Here is a 24,035-nt window from a genome sequence, read left to right as displayed (position 1 = left end):
GTCACGCTGTCAGTAAGCGGAGGAGTTGGCGGATGCCGTAGAAGGGCGACGGGAGCATCGGGGCGAGGCCCCTGTTTCTGCTCGTCGGGGGCTTCCGTGCAGTCTGGGGCGTGCGACAGAAAGGTACTCGCCTGCGGTGGGGCCTGAGCCCGCGCCGCTTGGGAATGCCCGCGCACCCGGCGCGGGCGCCCTCTATCTGGAAGGCAGGTGGTCGCTCATGGCAGCTCCGGCTCCCGAACACGTCAGAAACATCGTTCTTGTGGGACAGGATGGCGCCGGCAAGACCTCACTGGCCGAGGCCATGCTCTTCGTTTCCGGCAAGACCCCGCGCATGGGCACCACCCATGACGGCAAGTCCTACCTCGATTACGACCCCGAGGAGATCAAGCGCAAGTTCACCATTTCCACCTCCATTGCGCCCATCCCCTACAAGGACTACAAGATCAACGTGCTGGACACCTCCGGCCACCCCGACTTCATCGGCGACACCCTGGCCACCATGCAGGCCGCCGAAATGGCTCTGTTCGTCGTGGATGCCGTGGACGGTCCCCAGGTCATGACCGGGAAGCTGTGGCGCGAGGCCGAGGACATGCGTCTGTCCCGCGCCGTGTACATCAACCACATCGACCGCGAAGGGGCCGACTTCGATACCGCCATGGCGCTGCTGCACGCGCGCTTTGGCGGACGTTTGGGCGCCGTGACCATTCCCATCGGCCAGGGCCCCGATTTTGCGGGCGTCATCGACATCATCCGCATGAAGGCTCGCTACTTCGAGCCGGGCGGCACCGCCGAGCGCGTGGAAGACGTGGACAGCCTGCCGGCGAAGTACCAGGAAGAGGCCCGCATCGCCCGCGACAAGCTGTGCGATCTGGTGGCCGAGGCCGACGATGAGCTCATGATGAAGTACCTCGATGGCACCGAGCAGCTCACCCAAGAGGAGCTGGAGAGCCTGCTCGACAAAGCCATCGCCCAGGAGCTTGTCATTCCCGTGTTCGTGGGAAGCACCATCATCATGCAGGGTGTGCAGGGGCTCATGGAGGACATCTGCACCTACTTCCCGCACCCGCGCAGCCACGGCCGCTTCCAGATGGCCGACGACGTCACCGTGCGCATCGACGAGACGAAGCCTCCCTGCGCCTTCGCCTTCAAGACCGTCTCCGACCCGTTCGTGGGGCGCCTTACCTTCCTGAAGGTCATCTCCGGCTACCTGGAGCCCGGTCTGGAGCTCGTGTGCGGGCGCACGGGCAAGAAGGAGCGCCTGGGCAAGATCCAAGTGATGATGGGCAAAGAAGCCATGGACGTGAAGAGCGCGAAGGCCGGCGACATCGTGGTGGTGCCGAAGCTGAATGACGTGCGCGCGGGCGATACCCTGTCCTGCGAGGGCACCATCGCCATCGAGCCGCTGCCCCTGCCCGAGCCGCTGTACCCGGTTGCCATCGAGGCGGTGTCGAAGAAGGAGGAGGACAAGCTCGGCACCTTCCTCGCCCGTGCCGCCGAGGCCGATCCCACCATCCGCATCACCCGCGACGAGGACACGCACCAGACCATCATTCACGCCATGGGCGAGGCCCAGGTGGACATGCTGCTTGCCCGCCTGCGCGACCAGTCCGGGGTTGAGGCGCGTCTCGTGCCCGTGCGCATTCCCTATCGCGAGACCATCACCAAGGGCGCCGAGGCCCAGGGTCGCCATAAGAAGCAGACCGGCGGCGCCGGCCAGTTCGGCGACTGCTGGCTGCGGCTGGCTCCCATTCCCGGCGAGGGCTACGAGTTCGTGGACGAGATCAAGGGCGGCGCCATCCCGAACGGTCTCATCCCCGCCGTGGACAAGGGCGTGCGCGAGGCCATGGAGGAGGGCTTCCTCGCGGGATACCCCATGGTGGATATTAAGTGCACGGTGTTCGATGGGTCGTACCATTCCGTCGACTCCAACGAGATGGCCTTCAAGACCGCCGCGCGCATCGGCTTCCGCGCCTGCTGCGAGCAGGCCGGCCCTATCATCCTGGAGCCCTGGGCCACCATGGAAGTGACCGTGGGGGAGGAGTACGCCGGCACCATCATGGGCGACATCTCCACCCGTCGCGGCCGCATCGTCGGCACCGATGCCGGTTTCGCGGCCGGCGAGACCATCATTAAGATGCGCGCTCCCTACGCCGAGGTGATCAACTACACCAAGGACCTGCGGTCCATGACCCGCGGATCGGGCTCCTACAGCCTTACGCTAGAGGGCTACGAGGCAGCTCCCGCCGACGTAACCAAGAAGCTCGTAGAAGCCTACGAGGCAGCACGGGCCGCGGGGAACTAACTTGTTCGCAACAGGGGTCGGGTGCCTTGTCGCGCTCCGACCCCTGCTCTGAAACACGTCTCCTACATTCTTTTGTGACGGACTTCTTTCAGAATTCCCTTTTTGAACATCGACCAACTCCCGAAGAATTTTTCGTCAGTGGCCGTCGCTTCATTGACAGCGTATTTGAGCGCGGTAAATTCTATGGTACAGATATAGTCAGCCACTTGAGCAAGGCGATAATCGGTCGGGTTTGTGGACTTATAAGCGATGGCGTTCTTTGACAAGGCGTAGTCAATGGCCTTATGGAGCGCGTCGGCGATGGATCGCTGCCCGTTGTCGTAGTAAATCTTGATAGTGTCGAACTGCTGAAAGTACGCGAGGTTGTCAAACAGCAGGTCAATGAGTGCGCGGCGCATGGCGCGTTCGATGTCTTCAGGCGATCGGTGCTCCCGGGTTTTTACCGAAAATACCCAGTATTTGATTGGTAGATGCCTGAAAAACACACGAAACGAGGACAGCATCTTCTTGCGGGTTTCCGGTGTGAGACTCTTGTACTCGTCTTTGCCGTAGAGGAGCGGCGAGGCGTGAAACGCAAGATCGGGAAGACCTTTGTCGACTAGAGCGCGCTCATAGCGGGTGATGGAATTCACGATCGAATCGCTTTGATCGTGAATGACGAGTGTCAGCAGGTAGTAGCGGCTGTCCAGTGCGTCGCTGCCCGATTCGTCGCAGAAAAGGCTGAGTTCGAGGGGCATGGGGCCTCCTTGAGATAGCAAAAAGCCGGGGAAAACGTCCCCGGCACTTGGTAGCCCTCTTTGCGAAAGCCAGTTACTTTATAGCATCTGATCGGCGTGCTGGCAAGCCTTCTGCTGCTATTGAGCCAGAGCGGTGACCGCGTAGTCAAACTTAGGCGATGTCATGGGCGTGGTGGCGCTTTGCAGTGAATGGTTTGCAGAAGGTGGCATCTTCATCTGCCGCGGCCGCATTGCGGGGCACCGACGCCGGTCTTGCCGCCGACGAGACGGTCATCGAGATGCGCGCCCTGCGCCGAGGTGATCATCCACACGAAGGATCTGCGGCCCATGATGCGCGGTAGCGGCTCCTATGCTTTCACGTTGGAGGACCGAGAGACCTCTCGCGCCGCTTGGAACTAACAGGGCTGTGCAATCGGGCGGATTTCGACGCTCTGCAGACGGTCTGCACATCTTCATAGAGGGGTCCTCGTCTTTCTTGCGGCAATGTTCGCGGGTGCCGACATCTCGCCACCTCCGACCTTGTGCAGCGGTTCCGTTGGGCCATTTCCAATGTTTCGCTCGTGCAGTGCTAATGAGTATTATTTTGCTAGAGCTATAGAGGCGGAGCTTCGTCCCAAAGGGCCTCTCCAAGAGGTGTTATGTTGTGGCGAGAGGATGGGTCGTGCTTTCGGCTTGGGATAAAGACGCAGCTGCAGTTATTCGCTAGAATGATGCAAAGGTATTTATGGATGCGAATAGGAGCGAACTCGAGAGCGAAAGGCTGGTCATCGTGAAACGACGTTGCATCAAAATCGCCCTGGCACTCTTATTGTCCTGCGGGCTATTCTGCTTGCCTGGTTGCGAGTCTGGGTCAGAAAGCTTGAGGGGAGCAATGGAGGAGAAGGAGAGCGCGGAGAATATCGGAGCAGGAGGCTCAGAGGCAGATGAGGAGTCTTCAGGCGAAATTATGATGCCCGAAGACGCTTCAAGCTACGTTGGTTCCGAATGGACGGTCAAGGCCCTATGTGACTATTTTGAAGGACTGGGGTTTACAGATATCAGCACCGTTCCCTGTGGGCCAGATGATGAAAACTATGGGATGTTGATCCAAGAATTATCTATCGATGATGGCCTATTCGGCTCTGGACAATGGAAGGCCGGAGAGAGCTTTTCCCGAGACGCAACAATAACAATTTATTACAATGAATGCCCTGTATTGACTACTGATAACTGCTCAGATTTCGCCGATATCCTATCAGATAAGGATGCGGATTATATGTCCTTTGCGGAGGAGTACGATGGACGATATGTGGAATTTGAAGCGTATGTGTTAAGCCACATTACCTATGATGGCGGCACTAGCCACATCATTGACGTGGTAAGCGGAGATTATGACGGCATAGACGATCTGGGTATTTCAGAGGAAGAAAGCGTTGACGGATCAGTCGTTCGAATAGGAGATCGTTCCTGGGACAATGATATCGATGAAAGCGTTGAAGAGGGCCAAAACGTGGTAGTTAGTGGGAAAATCGATGCATCGTGGAGCGGATACAACAAACAACTCTACATCGAGTGCTTGTCTTTGAAGAAGCGATAAGCCTATGCTCGTAGCTCATTTGCGCGAGCGGCAACGTTGGCTGTCGAATATCAAGCGGATCGGGAGGGGATTTCTCGGTCCGCTTTTTGTTTGAACAAAGCCCTGCTCCAGGCCCATTTTCCAGAAAATTTCCATGGCTGCTAAAAATTTTTCTTGACTCGGACTTCGCGCAGTAGTAATTTAGCGGATTGCAACTTTTTGCAGATTTGCGATGGACGTGAAGGAGGAACAGCCTCGTGGCTCAAGGAAAAAAATCCGCTCCCACCAGCCTTTACAGGGATCGCCGAAGCTTTGCGAAGATTCCGGACGTTATGGACGTCCCGAACCTGATCGCTATCCAGACGGAAAGTTTCGAGTGGTTCAAGAATGAGGGCTTGGCTCAGGCCTTCGCCGACGTGTGCCCCATTGAGAACAATACGGGCGACATGTGTGTCGAGTTCGGCAAGCATGAGTTCGGCGAGCCTAAGTACACGGTGGATGAATGCAAGGAGAAGGACGTCTCCTACCAGGCTCCGCTCTTCGTGGAGATTCGCTTCATCAACCGCGAGACCGGCGAGATCAAAGAGCAGGAAGTGTTCATGGGCGACTTCCCGCTCATGACTCCTCGCGGCACCTTCATCATCAACGGCACCGAGCGCGTTGTGGTGTCTCAGCTCGTGCGCAGCCCGGGCGTGTACTTCGCCGCCGAGCGCGACAAGACCTCCGACAAGACCATCTACAACGCGAAGGTCATCCCTTCCCGAGGTGCGTGGCTCGAGTTCGAGACCGACAAGCGCGACCTGCTGAGTGTGCGCATCGACCGTAAGCGCAAGCAGCCGGCCACTCTGCTCGTGCGCGCCCTCGGCCTGGCCGAGACCCGCGAGGAGATCATCGAGCTGCTCGGAAGCTCCGAGATGGTGCTGCGCACTCTGGATCGCGACCCCGCTACCACCAAGGAAGAGTCGCTCATCGAGCTGTACAAGCGCTTCCGTCCCGGCGAGCCGCCCACCATCGACAGCGCCCGCACGCTCTTGGAGGGCCTGTTCTTCAACCCGCAGCGCTATGACCTGGCCAAGGTCGGCCGCTACAAGATGGACAAGAAGCTCGGATTTGCCCCCGAGGAGAACGACTCCTCCGTGCTGACCGATGAGGACATCATCCGCACGATGCGCTACATCATCGGCCTGCACAACGGCGACGAGGGCTTCGCCACCGACGACATCGACCACTTCGGCAACCGTCGCATCCGCTCCGTGGGCGAGCTGATCCAGAACCAGTTCCGCATCGGTCTGTCCCGTATGGAGCGCGTGGTGCGCGAGCGCATGTCCATGCAGGAGCCCGACGAGATCACGCCGCAGTCCCTCGTGAACATCCGCCCCATTGTGGCCGCCATCAAGGAGTTCTTCGGTTCCTCCCAGCTGTCCCAGTTCATGGACCAGACGAACCCCGCCGCCGGTATCACCCACAAGCGCCGTCTGTCGGCTCTGGGCCCGGGCGGTCTGTCCCGCGAGCGCGCCGGCTTCGAGGTGCGCGACGTGCACACCTCCCACTACGGCCGCATGTGCCCCATCGAGACTCCTGAAGGCCCGAACATCGGCCTGATCGGCTCCCTGGCCGCCTACGGCCGCATCAACCCCTACGGCTTCATCGAGACGCCCTACCGCCGCGTGATCGACGGCAAGGTGACCGACGAGATCGACTACCTGACCGCCGATGAGGAAGAGAACTTCACCATCGCCCAGGCCAACGACTTGTTCGACCTGGAAACCCGCGAGTTCGGCTACACCGACGAGGACGGCGTGTTCCACAAGTCCGCCCGCGTGCTCGCCCGTACCACCGACACCAACGGCGTGTTCGGCGAGGCCATGGACGTGCCGCCCGAGCAGGTGAACTACATGGACGTCTCTCCGCGCCAGATGACGTCGGTGGCTACCTCGCTCATTCCCTTCCTCGAGCACGACGACGCCAACCGCGCCCTCATGGGCTCGAACATGCAGCGTCAGGCCGTGCCGCTGCTGCGTCCCACGGCCCCGCTCGTGGGTACTGGCATCGAGCACCGCATTGCCGTGGACTCCGGCGAGATCCTCGTGGCCCAGCGTCCCGGCGTGGTGGACTACGTGGATGGCCAGACCATCATCATCCTGAACGACGAGGGCGAGTACGACGAGTACCTCATCCCCAAGTTCCAGCGCTCCAACCAGTCCGGCTGCATCAACCACCGCCCCATCGTTCGCAAGGGCGACGAGGTGTGCGCCGGCGACGTGCTGGCTGACGGCCCCTCCTGCGACGGCGGCGAGCTGGCCCTCGGCCAGAACCTCATGATCGCCTACATGCCCTGGGAAGGCTACAACTACGAGGACGCCATCATCGTGTCCGAGCGCGTGGTGTCCGAGGACCTGCTGACCTCCATCCACATCTCCGAGTACGAGATCGATGCGCGCGACACGAAGCTGGGCCCCGAGGAGATCACCCGCGAGATCCCGAACATCTCCGAGGACATGATTTCGGATCTGGACGCCGACGGCATCATCCGCGTGGGCGCCGAGGTGTTCCCGGGCGATGTGCTCGTGGGCAAGGTCACCCCGAAGGGCGAGACCGAGCTCACCGCCGAGGAGCGCCTGCTGCGCGCCATCTTCGGCGAGAAGGCCCGCGAGGTGCGCGACACCTCGCTGAAGGTGCCTCATGGCTCCGGCGGCCGCGTCATCGGCATCTACCGCACGTCCCGCGAGGCCGGCGACGACTTGGCCCCCGGCGTGAACGAGCTCGTGCGCATCTACGTGGCCCAGAAGCGCAAGGTGCAGCAGGGCGACAAGCTGTCGGGCCGCCACGGCAACAAGGGCGTTATCTCCCGCGTGCTGCCCGTGGAGGACATGCCCTACCTCGCCGACGGCACCCCCATCGACGTCATCCTGAACCCGCTCGGCGTTCCCTCCCGTATGAACGTGGGCCAGCTTTTGGAGAACCACCTCGGCTGGGCCGCCAAGTGGGGCTGGTCCGACGCCGACGAGACCGATGAGGTCGTCGAGGGCCCCATCCACGTGGCTACGCCGGTGTTCGACGGCGCCACCGAGGAGGAGATCTCGGATGCCATCGAGAAGGCGAACCGCAACCTCATCAACATGAACCACGCCAAGTACGGCGACATGGCCCGCGACGAGCTGGTGCCCCAGCTGTCCCGCACCGGCAAGACCTGGCTCTACGACGGCCGCACCGGCGAGAAGTTCCGCGAGCCCATCACCGTCGGCCAGACCTACATCCTGAAGCTCGGCCACATGGTGGACGACAAGATCCATGCCCGCTCCACCGGCCCCTACAGCCTCATCACCCAGCAGCCCCTGGGCGGCAAGGCCCAGTTCGGCGGCCAGCGCTTCGGCGAGATGGAGGTGTGGGCCCTGTACGCCTACGGTGCCTCCAACGTGCTGCAGGAGATCCTGACCGTGAAGTCCGACGACACGTCGGGCCGTGTGAAGAGCTACGAGTCCATCGTGAAGGGCGAGAACATCCCGGCGCCCGAGGTGCCCGAGTCCTTCAAGGTGCTCGTGAAGGAAATGAAGTCGCTGTGCCTGAACATCGAGCTTGAGGGCCACGACATGCAGCCCATCAGCGAGGATGAGATCGACGCCATGGACGGCGACCAGGCCCTGTACGCCGCCCTGGCCGCTGATGCGAAGAAGACCGAAGACGAAGAGGCCAACGCCATCGACACCCTGGCCGCCGAGCTGGGCGATCTGATGAGCGGTCTTGAGTCCGACCTGAACACCGACCTCATCGGTGGCGGAGAGGAGGCCTAAATAATGACCGAGTTCGACGTCAACAATTTCGACGCCCTGCGCATCTCGCTCGCTTCCGCTGAGGATGTGCGCAGCTGGTCCCGCGGCGAGGTGAAGAAGCCCGAGACTATCAACTACCGCACCCTGAAGCCCGAGAAGGACGGCCTGTACTGCGAGAAGATCTTCGGTCCCACCAAGGACTGGGAGTGCGCCTGCGGCAAGTACAAGCGCGTGCGCTTCAAGGGCATCGTCTGCGAGCGCTGCGGCGTTGAGGTGACCCGCTCCAAGGTGCGCCGCGAGCGCATGGGCCACATCGAGCTGGCCGCGCCCGTGAGCCACATCTGGTACTTCAAGGGAAGCCCGTCCCGCTTGGGCTACCTCCTGGACATTCCGCCGAAGGAACTGGAGAAGGTGCTGTACTTCGCCAGCTCCATCATCACCTCGGTGGACAAGGAAGCCCGCGAGGAGGACGTGGACGACCTGCGCGACGAGTTGGCCGCCGACCTGGAGGAGCTGGACGCCGAGCGCGACCGCCTCATCGAGGCCACTCGCAAGCTGTCCACTGACTACGTGCCCGAGGAAGACGACTTCGTCGACGACCTCGATGACGACGAGCGCCTCACCCCCGAAGAGGTGGAAGAGGAGATCGCCGACATCTACGAGGAGTTCAACGAGCGCAAGGCCCTGCGCCAGGACGCCTTCGACGCCTTCCTGAAGATCGAGCCGAAGCAGCTCATCGCCGACGAGGCCCTCTACCGCGAGATGCGCGCCTGCTACCGCGACTACTTCACCGGCGGCATGGGCGCCGAATCGGTGCGCGACTTGCTCGACGCCATGGATCTGGAGGCCACCTCCGAGGAGTTGCGCGAGGTCATCGCCACGGGCAAGGGGCAGAAGCGCGCCAAGGCCGTGAAGCGCCTGAAGGTGGTGGACGCGTTCCTGAAGTCGGACAACAAGCCCTCCGACATGATCCTGGACGTGATCCCGGTCATCCCGCCCGACCTGCGCCCCATGGTGCAGCTGGACGGCGGCCGCTTCGCCACCTCCGACCTGAACGACCTGTACCGCCGCGTTATCAACCGCAACAACCGCCTGAAGCGCCTGCTGGACCTCGGTGCTCCCGAGATCATCATCAACAACGAGAAGCGCATGCTCCAGGAGGCGGTGGACTCGCTGTTCGACAACGGCCGTCGGGGACGCCCCGTCACGGGGCCGGGCAACCGCCCGCTGAAGTCCATCTCCGACATGCTCAAGGGCAAGCAGGGCCGCTTCCGCCAGAACCTGCTCGGCAAGCGCGTGGACTACTCCGGCCGTTCGGTTATCGTCGTGGGTCCCTCGCTCAAGCTGCACCAGTGCGGCCTGCCCCAGCAGATGGCCCTGGAGCTGTTCAAGCCCTTCGTCATGAAGCGCCTGGTGGAGCTGGAGTATGCTGCCAATATCAAGGCCGCCAAACGCGCCGTGGACCGCGGTGCCAGCTACGTGTGGGATGTGCTGGAAGAGGTCATCGTCGACCATCCGGTGCTCTTGAACCGCGCACCAACCCTGCACCGCCTGGGCATCCAGGCCTTCGAGCCGGTGCTCGTCGAGGGCAAGGCCATCAAGCTGCATCCGCTCGTGTGCACCGCCTTCAACGCCGACTTTGACGGCGACCAGATGGCCGTGCACGTGCCGCTCGGCGCCGAGGCCCAGGCCGAGGCCCGCGTGCTCATGCTGTCCTCTAACAACATCAAGTCCCCGGCCCACGGCCATCCGCTCACGGTGCCCACCCAGGACATGATCATCGGCCTGTACTACCTCACGGCCGTGCGCGACGGTTTCCCGGGCGAGGGCCGCGTGTTCATCGACCTGGATGATGCTCTGAACGCCTACGATGCCCGCGCCGATCTGGACCTTCAGGCCAAGATCTCGGTGCGCCTGCCCTACAACATGAAGGTGGCCACCGCGTTCAACACCTTCGAGGATCACAAGGAAGGCGAGCGCATCGAGACGAGCGTGGGCCGCATCATCTTCAACGACGTGCTGCCGCCGGACTACCCCTTCTTGAACTATGAGATGAACAAGAAGGAGATCAGCCGTCTGGTGGAGGACGTGACCAACACCTACGACCTGTCCGAGGTGCCGCCGATCCTCGACGGCCTGAAGGACGCGGGCTTCCACTATGCCACCCGCGCCGGCGTGACCGTGTCGGTCTACGATGCCACTATCCCGCCCACCAAGCCGGAGATTCTGGCCCAGGCCGATGCCCGTGTGGCCGCCATCGACGAGGACTACGAGATGGGCCTCATGTCCAACGAGGAGCGCCACAAGCAGGTCGTCGACATCTGGAACGATGCCAACGAGGAAGTCGGCGAGGCCATGGCGGAGAACTTCGACAAGTTCAACCCCATCTACATGATGGCCTTCTCCGGTGCCCGCGGTAACATCAAGCAGATTCGTCAGCTGGCCGGCATGCGCGGTCTTATGTCCGACCCGAAGGGCGAGATCATCGACCGTCCCATTAAGGCGAACTTCCGCGAGGGCCTCTCCGTACTGGAGTACTTCATCTCCACCCACGGCGCCCGCAAGGGTCTGGCCGACACCGCTCTGCGTACCGCTGACTCGGGCTACCTCACCCGTCGTCTGGTGGACGTGGCCCAGGACGTCATCATCCGCGAGATCGACTGCGGCACCACCGAGGGCGTGAGCTACCCGGTGCGCAACGAGAAGAACGAGGTGGACGAGAACCTCGTGGGCCGCTGCCTCTTGGAGCCGGTGGCCAACCCCGAGACTGGCGAGATCATCGCCGAGGCCGGCAGCTACCTGCACTCCATGGCCCAGCTGCGCGAGATCGACGCGGCCGGTGTCGAGGAAGTGGTCATCCGCACCATCATGACCTGCCATGCCGATCACGGCGTGTGCCAGAAGTGCTACGGCTGGGATCTGGCCACGGCCCGTCCGGTGAACATCGGCACGGCGGTGGGTATCATCGCCGCCCAGTCCATCGGCGAGCCCGGCACCCAGCTGACCATGCGTACGTTCCACACCGGCGGCGTGGCCGGCGAGGACATCACCCACGGCCTGCCCCGCGTGCAAGAGCTCTTCGAGGCCCGCAAGCCCAAGGGCCAGGCGGTGCTCGCGGAGATCTCCGGCACCATGCAGGTGTCCGGCGACAAGATGTCCAAGACCATCACCATCCACGACCAGGAGGGCAATTACCGCGAGTACGTGGTGAGCGCCCGCGCCCAGCTTTTGCCGGGCGTGTACGATGGGTGCGAGGTGACCGTGGGCCAGCAGCTCACCAAGGGTTCGGTGAACCCCCACGACCTGCTGCGCCTTACCGATCCGAACACCACGCTGCGCTACATCGTGGGCCAGGTCCAGGGCGTGTACGTGTCCCAGGGCGTGGACATCAACGACAAGCACATCGAGGTCATCGCCCGTCAGATGCTGCGCAAGGTGGCCGTGCTCGATGCTGGCGATTCGGACTTCCTGCCGGGTCGTCAGGTCAACCGCTTCGAGTTCGAGAAGGTTGCCAACGAGCTCATCGCCGAGGGCAAGGAGCCCCCGGTGGGCCAGCCGCTGCTGCTCGGTATCACCAAGGCGTCGCTGGCCACGGATTCCTGGATGTCCGCCGCGTCGTTCCAGGAGACCACCAAGGTGCTCACCGATGCCGCCATCGAGGGCAAGACCGACCACTTGGCCGGCTTGAAGGAGAACGTCATCATCGGCAAGCCGATTCCGGCCGGCACGGGCCTGCGCCGCTACCGCGACGTGCGCCTTACCTACAAGGGTCGCCCCGTGGAGGGCGTCACCGGCGACGCGCTGCCCGACTTTGCTCCCGATGCCCTGCGCGAGATCGAGGACCTGTTGCCCCAGCCCCAGGATTGGTCGCTGGACAACGACGGCTACTTCAACTCCGCGGGCTCCTTCGGCGGCTACTACAGCGCTCTTTCGGGCCATCGCGGCCACAACCTGTCCGACGAGGACGCGCGCCTGTATATCTACGACGATCTGGGCGTGTCCCAGCGTTGGGCGAACAAGTTCTCCGAGGCGGGCATCGAGACCGTGGCCGACCTTCTGGGTCACACCGAAGAGGATCTGCTGCGCATCGAGGGCATCGGCGTGAAGGCCATCGAGGAGCTGAAGGAGGGCCTGGAGGCCCGCGACCTCATGCACGTGATCGAGGACGACCTCGCGGCTTCCTCCGACGACATGAGCCAGCTGCTCGACATGGTGTTCTCGCCCGACGACACCATCCTCATCGGCGGCGATGAGCCGCCCGTGTTCAACACCGAAGGCGAGGAGATGCTCGGCGAGGCCCTGCCGCCCCGTTCCTACCAGCGCAACCTGGAGGAGCTGGATGCCCTGCTGGGCTCGGTCGGGGGCCTGGGATCCTTCGGCTTCGGCGTGACGAGCGCCGAGGACGAGGCCGCCTCCAACAAGCGCATGGAAGACGGCGAGGAGGACTAAAGCCCTCGCGGCGACGGTATAAAGTTATTCCATTTGGAGGGAGGGGCGAGAAATCGCCCCTCCTTTTCGTTGCAGGTTCGGCAGGCACCGGGCGTTGCCCCTTAGTTCGCACATGGCGTTGGCCCGAGCCAACTTGGTGCGAAGGCGGGGCAGTTCCGGGTACCTGCCGGATCCTCGCTGACTTCCTTGGGCGATTCTATGACAGGGGATAGTTGATCGACTATCCCCTTTTTATTATGGAAGCGAATTATGGCCGAGAAGGCCTACATTCCCGCAAGAGCCTCGGTGGCGCGGCGCATCTCTTCGAAGAGCAGGCGCCCGTTCTCGGTTGCGATGAAGCTGCGGTTGAACAGAGCGTAGAAGTCCGAGGCGATGTCCATGTCGGCAAGGGAGAAGACGCGCAGGTCGGGGCGTTGGTCGATGCCGAAGCGGGGAAGCAACGTGGTGGGCACGATACCAACGGTTTGGCCAAAGTCATGGGAGAAGTACTCGAAGTGGTCGGCGAAGCCCTGGGTGGCGATGGAGACGGAAGCGCCCCGGGTCGCGAAGCGTTCGGCCATGGAATCGCGCTGGTAGCCGGGGTAGATATCCGGAGGCACCATGAGCGTGGCGCCGGCCAGATCGGCGGTGCAGATGGTCTCACGGGCGAACAGGGGGCTGCGATCGGTCACGAAGAGGAGGATGCGCTCCCTGCTCACGACAAAGCCGTCGGCGCTGGGCGATGGAAGGGGACAGACGGAGCTTTCCTGCTTGTAACCGGCGATGACGATGCGGTTCTCGTCATCGGCCAGGGCATCGATGGTGCTCAGGGGGCCGTTCTCGATGACAATGGAGAGCTGCTTTTCCGGATGACTCCGCTGAAGTGCCCGTCGAGCCGCGAACAAGTGGGCCTCGATCCAGGGCAAATTCGATGCGGCGACCTTCACCGTGATGAGGTTGTCGGAGAGGTGGCGGTAGGTTTCGATGACCGCCTCCCAGTCGCTCACGAGGCGTCGGGCCGTGTCGACGAACTGCTTCCCCGCTCCCGTGAGGGTGGCGTGCCCTCCGTGCTTGTCGATGAGCTGGCAGTTGAGCTCGTCTTCGAGTTCCGCCAGGTGGGCCGCGAGCGCCGGTCGCGATACGAAGAGCCGTTTTGCGGCCAGGGAATAGTTGAGTTCCTCGGCAAACACCAGGTATTCCCGCAATTGGCGCAGATCCATCGGAGCCCCTTTCTCCCCGTCCCCCGTCCTCTGCCGCACGGTTCCTCCCATGGGAGAGCGCCTGTGCGTCGGCTGCCTTCCATGGTACGGAGCGTCGAGACGGCTCTGCGCAGGAAGATGCGGCAGCACTGTAGGAAATTTTAACAGGGTAGCGCCGTTTTCCTGCGCTGGGACCACTGTTTTCTGCCCCGCCCTCGATGTCTCGTCCCTTATGGTGGAGACAGACGAGGCCCAGGCCGTTGGCCTCGCAGGAGCGAAGGGAAAGGGGACATGCGATGAACATGGATCGAAGGAACTTTTTGAAGGGGGGCGCTCTCATGGGCGGCGCGGCTGCCATAGCCGGCCTGGTCGGTTGCGCGCCGGCATCGGAGCCGCTCTCTGATACCGGGTCGGGCAATGCCGACCGTGACGCCTTCGAGGCGGCTCGGGCGCCCATCGAGCCGGTGGAAGTGCCCGAGGCGTGGGATGAGGAGGCCGATGTCGTCATCGTGGGGTCGGGTGCCGGCGGTGTGAACGCCGCCATCCGCCTCGCCCAGGCGGGCTACCGTCCCTTGGTGCTCGAGCGTCTCGACGAATTGGGCGGCAATTCCAAGCACTCCTCGGTGTTCTCCAACTTCGGCGGCCATCGCCAGGCCGAAGCGAACCAATGGGCCTACCCGAGCTACCCCTATGACGTCGATGGGATCGTCGAGTTCATGCTCGACTGCCAGCAGAACACGGGTGATCCGGAGCTGCTGCGTGCCATGGCCGAGGAGGGTCCGCAGTGCATCGACTGGATGATCGAGAAGGCGGGGGCGAAGTGGGTTCCCATGAATCCCTCCCCGGCCGGTGCGGGGCTTTTGGAGTGGGAGGGCATGTCGACGCCCACGAACGGCATCAACGTGAACCTCGTCCCCATGCAGTTGCTGACCGAGCGGGCTCAGGCCGACGGAGCCCAGTTCCGCACAGGCTGCTCGGTGGACGCCCTCGTCTTCGACGGGCAGCGCGTGTGCGGCGTCATGGTGACCGAGGGGGAGGCGCAAAAGTACATCAAGGCCGAGAAAGCGGTGCTTCTGACCGCTGGCGGCATGGAGATCAATCGCGCCATGATGGCCCAGTACTCGCCGACGGCCTTGCGGGGCATTGCCAATATTGCCACGCCGCCCAACGGCACGGGCGAGTGCATTCGCATGGGTCAGGGCGTCGGAGCCGATTTGGCGGGCTACGATTCCACGGGCGCGTTCGACGGCGGAGTGTGGTGGCGCGACTACGACCCCTACGATATCGAGATGGACGCCCATATCAACAAGGACGGCAACCAGGCGCTGCGACAGCCGTGGCTGCGCATCAATCGCAACGGGCGGCGGGTTCCCTACATTTCCACTTCGGCAACGACCTATCCCTACGACCCCAATGCGGCGCCCGGTTCTCACGGCCTGTGCGAGACGGCCGCCATCGAGATGTCCCAGCCGGGCGGCAAGACCTACTGCATCTTCGATGCGAAATTCGACGAGCTTGTGACCGAAAACTTCTTCGGCCAGGTGATCTGCCGCAAGGCGAAGATCGTTGCGGCCGACGACCCGTTGATCGACCGCGTGCCCGAGTGGCTGCGCGATTGGCACACGGGCTTCGAGATGATGGTCGAGGCCGGCGTTATCAAGAAGTGCGACAGCATCGAGGAACTGGAGGGTGCCCTGGGGCTGCGCGAGGGCGTGCTCACGGCGGAGGTGCAGAAGTGGAATGAGGCTTGCGCCGAGGGCGAGGACTACCTGGCCACCTACCCCTACCTCCCCGAGTGGATGATCCCCCTCGATACGCCGCCCTATTACGGTGCCGCCTTGGGTGGCCATGTGTTCGGATCGAAGTGCGGCCTGCGCGTCAATCCCCGCATGCAAGTGCTGTCCGTCGAGGGCGCGGTCATTCCCGGGCTCTACGCCGGTTGGCATACGGCGGGCGGCTCGGCGGGGGACGGCAATCCCGCCGGCAAGCCCCTGACGGGCATGTATGCCGATCTGGGCCTGGCCTTCGTAGGCGGCTACATGGCAGCAGGGGGTATCCTCGCGGAATAAGGTTATTCCATTTGGAAGGAGGGGCGAGAAATCGTCCCTCCTTTTCGTTGCGGGGCAAGGGCGCGCCAAAGGAGGGCTCGGCATCGCCGACTCTGGACGACCTGGAGCCCGAGGAGGCCTGATCGGCCCGACGGCGCGCATTCGCATTGAGTGATTTGGAGAAGGTGGCCCGTGCGGGTCACCTTCTTCTTGTTGTACGGGTATCATAGACAGGCTGGCAAAGTCCGAACGTGGGCGGCGCTTCGAGAGGAGTGTTGCCTATGGAGATAATCCTGGAAGCTCTTAACGTGCTGGCGATGGTTTCGACCATCGCCGCTTTCCTGCTTGAGGTATGGAAAACATGGAGGGAGGATAAACGCGAGGATGTCGTGGGAAGAAAAGAATAGGGGCTAGCTGCCACTAACCCCTAATCAAAACAACCTGCGCCGCCCGACCAGAGTGTAAGGTCACTCGGGCTTTGCCGGTATCTGCAGTATAGCATGCTCGCCTGCGAAGAGAAAGCGCTGAACTCAATGGTTGATAAGACGTACATCCCCGAAGGCGAGGTGCCCCCGGCCTCGCAGATCGGCGCCACGCTGGAAGCGCTTGGCGCCACGATTGCCGCGCGGCGCGAGGCCGACGAGGCGAGCTATACCCATCGGCTTCTGACCGGCAGCGTAGATGGCGTGCTGAAGAAGGTCATGGAAGAGGCCGGGGAAGTGGCCCTGGCCGCCAAGGACGTGGAGGGCTGGGCCACCTCATCGCTCGCCGCGGCCGTGGCTCTGCAGGCTGCTGGCGATGGCGCCGCTGACGGCCAGAGCGAGGCATTGGACCAGGGCGGCGCCGCGGCTGAGCCGGAGGCCCTTTCGGTGCAGCTTCCACCCGAGTACGGCGAGGCGGTGGACCATCTGCGCTACGAGGCTGCCGACGTGGTGTATCATTTGCTGGTAGTGCTCGAGCGCTATGGCATCTCGCTTGACGAGTTCGCCGCCGAATTGAACATGCGCATGACCGACGAGGAATGCCCGGCCGGCGCCGTGCGCCTGCACGGGGAATATGTGAGAAGGGGAAAGTGACATGGCCCGACTGTTTGGAACCGACGGCGTGCGCGGCATCGCCAACGTGGAGCTCACCTGCGAGATGGCCTACCGTCTGGGCCAGGCTGCCGCCATGTACCTGGGCAAGACCATCGTGGTGGGGCGCGATACGCGGCGTTCCGGCGACATGCTGGGTTCGGCGCTTTCCGCGGGCATCATGAGCGCGGGCGGTACCGTGCTGGAGGCCGGCATCATTCCCACGCCGGGCGTGGCCCTGCTCGTGCGCGAGATGAAGGCGGCCGGCGGCGCGGTCATCTCCGCGTCTCACAATCCGCCGGAGTACAACGGCATCAAGCTGTTCGATTCGGCGGGCTTCAAGCTGCCCGATGCCGTTGAGGACGAGATCGAGCGATTTATCACGACCGGTGGCCTGGAAGGCCAGGTGGCCCGCATGGAGGAGGCGGCGTGGGAGGCGTCCCAAGAGGCGACTGACCTGCTCGCTGCCGATGCCACGAGCTATCTCGCGTCCGAGATCGCCATGCCCTCGGGCGGCTCGCTCGGTGTGACCGTGCCCTTGGAGCAGGCCCGCGAGATCTACATCGATCACGTGGTGCGCTCCATTGGCGAGCAGGGCCTTGATTTCTCCGGCCTGCGCATCGCCCTGGATACGGGTCATGGGGCCGCCGCTCTGACGAGCCCGGAGGCCCTGCGTCGCCTGGGTGCCGAGGTCATCGTCATCAACGACGACTTCAACGGCATGGATATCAACGTGCAGTGCGGCTCCACCCACCTGGAGCCCTTGCGCATGCTCTTGGCCGAGAGCGGGGCCGATGTGGGTATTGCCCACGATGGCGATGCCGACCGCGTGATGATCATGTGCCCCGACGGCACCGTGGTGGACGGCGACATGGTGGAGGCCGTGTGCGCCCTGGACATGCGCGAGCGCGGCGTGCTGGCCGGCAACACGGTCGTGTCCACGGTCATGGCGAACTTCGGGTTCGTCCGCGCCATGCGCGAGGCGGGCATCGAAGTGGTGCAGACGAAGGTGGGCGACCGCTACGTTCTGGAGGCCATGCGCGAGGGCGGCTACGCCATCGGTGGCGAGCAGTCGGGCCACATGATCCTGCTGGACCACAATTCCACGGGCGACGGCCTCATGACGGCCTGCCAGTTCCTGGCAGCGGTCATCCGCTCCGGCAAGCCCGTGGGCGAGGCCGTGCGCGTGATGGAGAAGATGCCCCAGACCCTCATCAACGTGCGGGTGCGCGACAAGCACGCTGTGGACGGCAACGCCGAGGTGGCCGCCGCCGTGGCCGCCGCCGAGGAGGCGCTCGCCGGCGACGGCCGCGTGCTCCTGCGTCCGAGCGGCACCGAGCCGGTGGTGCGCGTGATGGTGGAGGCGGCCGACCCCGCCGAGGCCGAGCGCCATGCCCAGGCCATCGCCGCCGTGGTGGAGGCCTCTGTCTAGCGCGACTCCCGGGCGCTGCGCCACGCCTTCATGCACCGGCGCAGCCAGAGCAGGGCGAGGATGAGCCACGCAACGAGGTTGGCTGCGAGCGCGGGGAGGGGAAGGCCCAGGGCGTCAGGCGTGCCCGTGGTCGCCGCGACGCAGCTGCCGGCGAGAAACCCCACAGGGCTTGCCGCGACGAGCGGTGCCCACTGCGGCCCGAGCGCGCCGAGCAGCGGCAGCATGCCGGCAACGACGAGGGGGCAGGCCCATCCGTTCGTGCGCATCTGGTCGGCGGCGCGCAGGCCGCATCCGCAGAAGAGCACGAGAACGGGCAGACTGCCCACGGCCGTCAGCAGCGCGGCCGGCCCAAGACAGCCCCGAGGTGCGCCCGCGAGCGCCAGGCACACGGGGACGAGTACCGTGCATCCCACGGCGCCGACGATCACTTTCGCTGCTACGATAGCCTCCAGGCTCGCGCCTTCCCGCACCATGACGTCGTAGGTGCCGTGGGCGTCCTCCTCGCTCATGGCGAACAGGGTGACGACTCCGCCCGCCTCCAGGGTGGGCAGGATCGTCGCGAAGGCCATGAGGAAAACGGCGAAGCCGGGCGTTGCGGTCAGCTCGTCGGCCAGCGTTGCGCCGAAGAGCCATGAGAAGGCCGCGGCCACCGCCGCGCACAGAAGCACCGTGGGATTGCGCAGGGCGCAGCCCGCATCGCGCGCGACAAGTGCGCCGATGATGCGCGGCGTCGCGTGCTCCTGTTGCTCCATGACCGTCTTTCCTTCCCTTATCTTTCCGCTCGCCATTATAATAAACGGCGCAACCGACTGGGAAGAGAAGCCATGGCCTCAGAGACCTTCGCCACCGAATACCTCTCCATCGAAGCGCTCATCCGCGCGGAGGCGGGGCAGGCGTGCCGCAGCGTGCACGTGGAATGCGCCCGCGAGACGAGCCTGCGCGCCCGCCAGGCCGTCGCCGAGATCCAGGGTGCGCGCCGCGGTGCCTACTTTCTGGAAGACGACGGTGGCTTCGACCGCGATACGACGCGGTCCTACCTGCGCTTCTTCGCCCGGCTCGCCGGACGGGACGGCACGGCGGTTGGGGACGCCCTGGCCCATTTCGGCCTGGAGGGGTGCGCCCGCTCTCTGGTGGCGAAGCTCGCGCCCGAGCAGCGTGCCCTGCTCGCCTTCGCCCGCATGAGCCTCTTCGAGCCGGAGCTGTGCTTTTGCGAACGGCCCCTGCTGGATTTAAGCGCTTCCTCCCGTGCCCTCGTGCTGGCGTGGATCGCCGAGCGCCATGAGGCCGGCACCGTGTTCGTCACCGTGGGCCAGCCCCTGCGCGAGGCGCTTCTTTTGCCGGGGCGGGCGTTTTGGGAAGAAGAGGGGCGCCTGTTCGCGGCCGATGTGGAGGAGGCGGACGTCGAGGAGGACGATGGCTTTTCCGACGAGGTGCGCGTGTGCAAGATCGCCGCGAAGGCCGGCGACGCCACATTGCTGCTCGACCCTCGCGACATCGACTTCATCGAGAGTGCCAACCGGGTGAACTACGCGAGCGTGCGCGGCGAGCTGTACCCCACGAGCCTCACCATGGACGAGCTGGAGGCCGAGCTCGGCCGCTTCGGGTTCTTCCGCTGCCACCGCTCCTATATCGTGAACGTGCAGAAGGTGGCTCGCGTGGAGCGCTACACCCGCAACACCTTCAACCTCGTGCTGTCCGATGCGGCGCATACCTCGCTGCCGCTGTCGAAGGGCCGAGCCGAGGCCATGCGCGACCGTTACGGCTGGAAGTAGAAGCCGCTGCGGAATCTGCGCGCGGGGCCGGCGGGGAGAAGGGGTGTCCGGGCAAGGCCGGCGGGAGGTCCCCGTGCTCAAGCAGGTCCTCGCCTTCGCGAAAAGCGGTGTGGGGATGGTACACCCCTTTTCGCGAGGCTGCGGAATCTGCGCGCGGGGCCCTCCCGCCGGCCTTGCCCTGCTCCTCTCGTGCGCCCGTGGGCTCCTCTCGGGCAGCCGATGCGCGCGTCGTGCAGAAGATATTGCAGGCAGCGGTCGCTTTTCCGATCATGGGCCCCGTCAGTTCACCGGCGCTCTCGCGGCGCCCTGAAAGAGAGGATTTCCCATGATCACGACCCACGCCCTCACCATTCTGGTTGGTGCCCTCGCCTTCGCCTTCGTGCTTATCGGCGCGGGGGTGGTGTACCTGCAGCGCCATATCGACGAAGGCCTCGCCCGGGTGAACGAGCGCTTGGACGCCCTAGAGCCCGGCCACTCCGCCTCGGCCGAGACCGGCGACGCCGCCGTGGCCGTCGGCACCTTGAAAGCCGCTCGATGAGCGCGGCCATTCTCTCCATGGAGGCGGTGGGTCTGAGCTTCGGCGACAAGCGCGTGCTCGACAACCTCACCTTCTCGGTGCGTCGCGGCGAGGTATTCGGCTTCCTGGGTCCGTCGGGCGCCGGCAAGACCTCCACCATCAAGCTGCTTACGCGCCAGCTCTCTCGCGACGGGGGTCGTATCAGCCTGCTGGGGCGCCCCCTCGAGCGCGCGACAGAGGCCGACTATGAGCGGGTGGGCATCCTGTCGGACACGAGCGCTCTGTACGACCGCATGTCTATCGCCGACAACGTGGAGCTCTATGCGCGGCTGCGCGGGGTAGGGCGACGTCGGGTGCCCATGCTGCTTCAGCGGCTCGGCCTGGCCGAGGATGCCAAGACGCTCGTCAAGCACTGCTCGAAGGGCATGCGTCAGCGCGCGGCCCTTGCGGCGGCCCTCGTGCACGAGCCGGAGCTGCTGTTCTTAGATGAGCCGACAAGCGGGCTCGACCCTGCGGCCCGTGCCGAGGTTCACAAGCTGCTCGCCGACCTGCGCGCCCGGGGCGCGACGGTGTTCCTCACCACCCACGACATGGCCGAGGCGGAGACGGTATGCGACCGCGTGGCCATCTTGGCCGACGGTGCCATTGCCGCCTGCGACGACCCCGACGAGCTGAAGTTGCGCTATGCTCGCAACCGCATCGCGGTGCGCACCCGCACGCGCGGCACGCTGGAGCTCTCCAAAGACCCCGCCGATGTCGCAAAGCTGCCCGAGCTGGCCTGTGCCGGCGAGCTGCTCGCGGTGCATTCCGACGAGCCGAACCTGGAGGAAGTGTTTCTGGAGTTGACGGGAAGGGAGTTCTGATGCAAGCGAATCTGCGCAAGTTGGGCGCCCTTATCGCCAAGGACGCCGCCGATCTCGCCAAGAACCCGACCATGATCCTGTGCGTGCTGATGCCGGTGGGGTTCGCCGTGTTCTATCGGTTCTTCATCGGGGATATGGGCCTGGCCGGTTCGCTGCGCGGCGACGGAGGCCTGGGCGCGAGCCCCCAGGTGACGTCGGTCGTCCAATACATCGTGCTGTCGATGTCGCTGTGCCTGTCCATCGGTATGGGCGCCTCTGTGTCGCTCATCTACGGGCTGGCCGAGGAGAAGGAGAAGCACACCCTGCGCACGCTCATGCTGGCGAACGTGAGCGCCGAGCAGCTCATGCTGGCCAAGGGGTTCGTGGCCTTCGTCCTGACCATAGCGACCGAGTTGGTGTGCTTCGCCGTGTCGGGGGCTCCGTGGAGCCTGGCAGGGTGGTATCTGCTCCTCGGTAGCGTGGGGGCGGTGCCCGTCATCCTGGTGTCGCTCGTAGTGGGGCTCGCCTCGCGCGACCAGATGACCGCGGGCCTGTACAGCGTGCCGGTGCTCCTGCTGACCATGGCGCCCATCTTCGGCAGTTTTTCCGAGGGTATCCGCGCGGTCGTGCGCTTCGCACCCACGGGAGGCGCGGACGAGCTGCTGCGCCTTATCGTCAGCGGAAGCCTGACGCCGGCGGCTGCGGTGGCGCCCCTCACGGTGACGGCCGTGTGGATGGTGGCGGCCGTAGTGGTCTTCAAGCTGCTCTACCGACGCCTCCTCCGCGACAACTAGCGCTCCTGCCGACGAAAAGCCGCGCCCAGACGTCCCGTCATTCGCTATAGTGGTGGGCACGGAATTTTCAAGGAGGACGCTGTGGCGAACAGAAGCGACAACATCGTGGCGGAAGAGGCGCGGGCCATCGAGGTCGGCGAGGAGACGGGCGCGACGGGCGGACGGCGGCGTGACACGTGGGCGACGCACACGGGCTTCATCTTGGCCTGCGTGGGCAGTGCGGTGGGCATGGCCAATATCTGGCTGTTCCCGTACCGCGTGGCCCAGCTGGGCGGCGCGGCCTTTCTCATCCCGTACCTCATTTTCGTGGCGCTGCTCGGTTTCACGGGTGTGATCGGGGAAATGTCCTTCGGTCGCGCCATGGGCACGGGCCCCATGGGCGCTTTCGGCAAGGCGATGGAGATGCGCGGCGTGAGGAACGGCGACCGCATCGGCAAGATCATCGGCCTCGTTCCCACGCTGGGGTCGCTGGCCCTGGCCATCGGATATGCGGTGGTGCTCGGCTGGGCGTGCCATTACCTGTTCTCGGCCCTGACCGGCGAGCTCATGGCCCAAACCGATACGGGTGCCTTCTTCGGGGCCATGGCGTCGGACTTCGGCAACGTGACTTTTCACCTGCTGGGCCTGGCCGTCACCTTCGGCATCATGATCCTCGGCGTGTCCCGCGGCATCGAGAAGGCGAACAAGGTGCTCATGCCCACCTTCTTCGTGCTGTTCGTCATCATTGCCATTCGCGTGGCCACGCTGCCGGGGGCGGAAGCGGGCTATATGTATCTGCTCGTGCCTCGCTGGGAGGCGCTGTTGAACCCCACTACCTGGGTATATGCCCTGGGCCAGGCCTTCTTCAGCCTGTCGCTGGCCGGCTGCGGCACACTCGTGTACGGCAGCTACCTCAAGAAGGACGTGGATGTGGTGGATGCGGCGAAGAACGTCGCCATCTTCGATACCATTGCCGGTCTGGTGGCCGCCTGCGTGGTGGTGCCGGCGGTGTTCGCCTTTGGGCTCGATGTATCCTCCGGGCCGCCGCTTTTGTTTATCACCCTGGCCCAGGTGTTCCAGGAGATGCCCTTTGGCGGCGTCTTCGCCATCATCCTGTTCGTGGCCGTGGTGTTTGCTGCCATTACGAGCCTCATGAACCTGTTCGAGGCGCCCGTGGAGGCGCTCCAGGGGCAGCTGGGATTGTCGCGAGTGGTATCGGTGGGCATCGTTGCCGTGGCTGCTGTGGCCGTGGGCTTGTTCATCGAGGGCGGCAGCGCCGTGAGCGACTGGATGGACGTCATCTCCATCTACGTCATTCCCGTGGGAGCGTTCCTGGCGGCTGTCATGTTCTTCTGGGTGTGCCCGGCGGGCTTTGCGAAGAAGCAGGCGGAGCTCGGGCGCGCGAAGCCCTTGGGGAAGTGGTTCAACTTCATGACCCGTTACGTGTTCGTGGGCATCACCGCCGTGGTCATCGTGCTCGGCATCTTCTACGGCGGTATCGGGTAGGAGGATGCGGGTCTGGCCCGGGTCGAGCTTGGGCTTTCGCAGCTCCCGTTAGCTCGGGTCGCGTGGGAGATATTCTGGCCT

17 protein-coding genes are annotated in these 24,035 nt (G+C 64.1%); 14 read left to right on the top strand and 3 right to left on the bottom strand.

Features of this window, described 5'->3' with window-relative positions:
- Positions 1–217: 217 nt before the first annotated feature.
- Positions 218–2,302 (top strand): elongation factor G, encoded by a 2,085-nt coding sequence (locus F8D48_RS01265; protein WP_151429632.1) that lies wholly within the window; start codon positions 218–220, stop codon positions 2,300–2,302.
- Positions 2,303–2,364: 62 nt separating this feature from the next.
- Here the strand turns inward: F8D48_RS01265 and F8D48_RS01260 are convergent, their stop codons facing one another.
- Entirely contained in the window at positions 2,365–3,039 is a 675-nt protein-coding gene (locus tag F8D48_RS01260) for a DUF3800 domain-containing protein (RefSeq protein WP_151429631.1), read from the bottom strand.
- Positions 3,040–3,242: 203 nt separating this feature from the next.
- Between F8D48_RS01260 and F8D48_RS11540 the strand changes: the two genes are divergently transcribed.
- From F8D48_RS11540 to F8D48_RS01245, 4 genes are all read left to right on the top strand, one after another.
- Positions 3,243–3,380, top strand: coding sequence for a hypothetical protein (locus tag F8D48_RS11540; RefSeq protein ID WP_170272683.1), 138 nt, complete (start codon positions 3,243–3,245; stop codon positions 3,378–3,380).
- 530 nt (positions 3,381–3,910) lie between these two features.
- Complete coding sequence (locus F8D48_RS01255) at positions 3,911–4,615, top strand: DUF4839 domain-containing protein (protein WP_170272682.1); 705 nt, start codon at positions 3,911–3,913, stop codon at positions 4,613–4,615.
- Positions 4,616–4,851: 236 nt separating this feature from the next.
- Positions 4,852–8,385 (top strand): DNA-directed RNA polymerase subunit beta, encoded by a 3,534-nt coding sequence (gene rpoB, locus F8D48_RS01250; RefSeq protein WP_151429629.1) that lies wholly within the window; start codon positions 4,852–4,854, stop codon positions 8,383–8,385.
- Between the two features lie 3 nt (positions 8,386–8,388).
- Entirely contained in the window at positions 8,389–12,813 is a 4,425-nt protein-coding gene (locus F8D48_RS01245) for a DNA-directed RNA polymerase subunit beta' (RefSeq protein WP_151429628.1), read from the top strand.
- 263 nt (positions 12,814–13,076) lie between these two features.
- Here the strand turns inward: F8D48_RS01245 and F8D48_RS01240 are convergent, their stop codons facing one another.
- A complete protein-coding gene (locus F8D48_RS01240) occupies positions 13,077–14,012 on the bottom strand; it encodes a LysR family transcriptional regulator (protein WP_170272681.1) in 936 nt (311 codons plus the stop codon).
- A gap of 281 nt (positions 14,013–14,293) precedes the next feature.
- On the opposite strand from F8D48_RS01240, the gene F8D48_RS01235 reads away from it, so the two are divergent.
- The 4 genes from F8D48_RS01235 (at position 14,294) to F8D48_RS01225 (ending at position 18,544) form a co-directional block, all read left to right on the top strand.
- On the top strand, positions 14,294–16,060 hold the full coding sequence (locus F8D48_RS01235; protein WP_240806165.1) for an FAD-dependent oxidoreductase: 1,767 nt from the start codon (positions 14,294–14,296) through the stop codon (positions 16,058–16,060).
- 260 nt (positions 16,061–16,320) lie between these two features.
- Positions 16,321–16,446, top strand: coding sequence for a hypothetical protein (locus F8D48_RS12060; protein WP_257475581.1), 126 nt, complete (start codon positions 16,321–16,323; stop codon positions 16,444–16,446).
- Between the two features lie 126 nt (positions 16,447–16,572).
- On the top strand, positions 16,573–17,115 hold the full coding sequence (locus F8D48_RS01230; RefSeq protein WP_135970378.1) for a phosphoribosyl-ATP pyrophosphatase: 543 nt from the start codon (positions 16,573–16,575) through the stop codon (positions 17,113–17,115).
- 1 nt (position 17,116) lies between these two features.
- Positions 17,117–18,544: a phosphoglucosamine mutase gene (locus F8D48_RS01225; RefSeq protein WP_135970377.1), complete on the top strand. Its 1,428-nt coding sequence runs from the start codon at positions 17,117–17,119 to the stop codon at positions 18,542–18,544.
- Here the strand turns inward: F8D48_RS01225 and F8D48_RS01220 are convergent.
- Positions 18,541–19,296, bottom strand: coding sequence for a hypothetical protein (locus tag F8D48_RS01220; RefSeq protein WP_151429625.1), 756 nt, complete (start codon positions 19,294–19,296; stop codon positions 18,541–18,543). The two genes, F8D48_RS01225 and F8D48_RS01220, sit on opposite strands and share 4 nt — an antisense overlap.
- Before the next feature lie 72 nt (positions 19,297–19,368).
- On the opposite strand from F8D48_RS01220, the gene F8D48_RS01215 reads away from it, so the two are divergent.
- From F8D48_RS01215 to F8D48_RS01195, 5 genes are all read left to right on the top strand, one after another.
- Positions 19,369–20,316 (top strand): LytTR family transcriptional regulator DNA-binding domain-containing protein, encoded by a 948-nt coding sequence (locus tag F8D48_RS01215; RefSeq protein ID WP_151429624.1) that lies wholly within the window; start codon positions 19,369–19,371, stop codon positions 20,314–20,316.
- Between the two features lie 325 nt (positions 20,317–20,641).
- Complete coding sequence (locus tag F8D48_RS01210) at positions 20,642–20,854, top strand: hypothetical protein (RefSeq protein ID WP_135970374.1); 213 nt, start codon at positions 20,642–20,644, stop codon at positions 20,852–20,854.
- On the top strand, positions 20,851–21,696 hold the full coding sequence (locus tag F8D48_RS01205) for an ABC transporter ATP-binding protein (RefSeq protein WP_016310379.1): 846 nt from the start codon (positions 20,851–20,853) through the stop codon (positions 21,694–21,696). The genes F8D48_RS01210 and F8D48_RS01205 overlap by 4 nt, the downstream gene beginning before the upstream one ends.
- The gene (locus F8D48_RS01200; RefSeq protein ID WP_151429623.1) at positions 21,696–22,469 is read left to right on the top strand and encodes an ABC transporter permease; all 774 of its coding nucleotides are present in this window, start codon (positions 21,696–21,698) and stop codon (positions 22,467–22,469) included. Before F8D48_RS01205 ends, F8D48_RS01200 begins: the two co-directional genes overlap by 1 nt.
- 81 nt (positions 22,470–22,550) lie before the next feature.
- Positions 22,551–23,954 (top strand): sodium-dependent transporter, encoded by a 1,404-nt coding sequence (locus F8D48_RS01195; RefSeq protein ID WP_240806164.1) that lies wholly within the window; start codon positions 22,551–22,553, stop codon positions 23,952–23,954.
- The last annotated feature ends 81 nt before the right edge of the window (positions 23,955–24,035 follow it).

This window comes from Adlercreutzia muris, from assembly GCF_008831045.1.
In the GTDB taxonomy this organism is placed as follows: Bacteria; Actinomycetota; Coriobacteriia; order Coriobacteriales; family Eggerthellaceae; genus Adlercreutzia; species Adlercreutzia muris.
The sequence above is the reverse complement of the archived record's forward strand: the minus strand, read 5'-3'. Positions and strand labels throughout refer to the sequence as shown.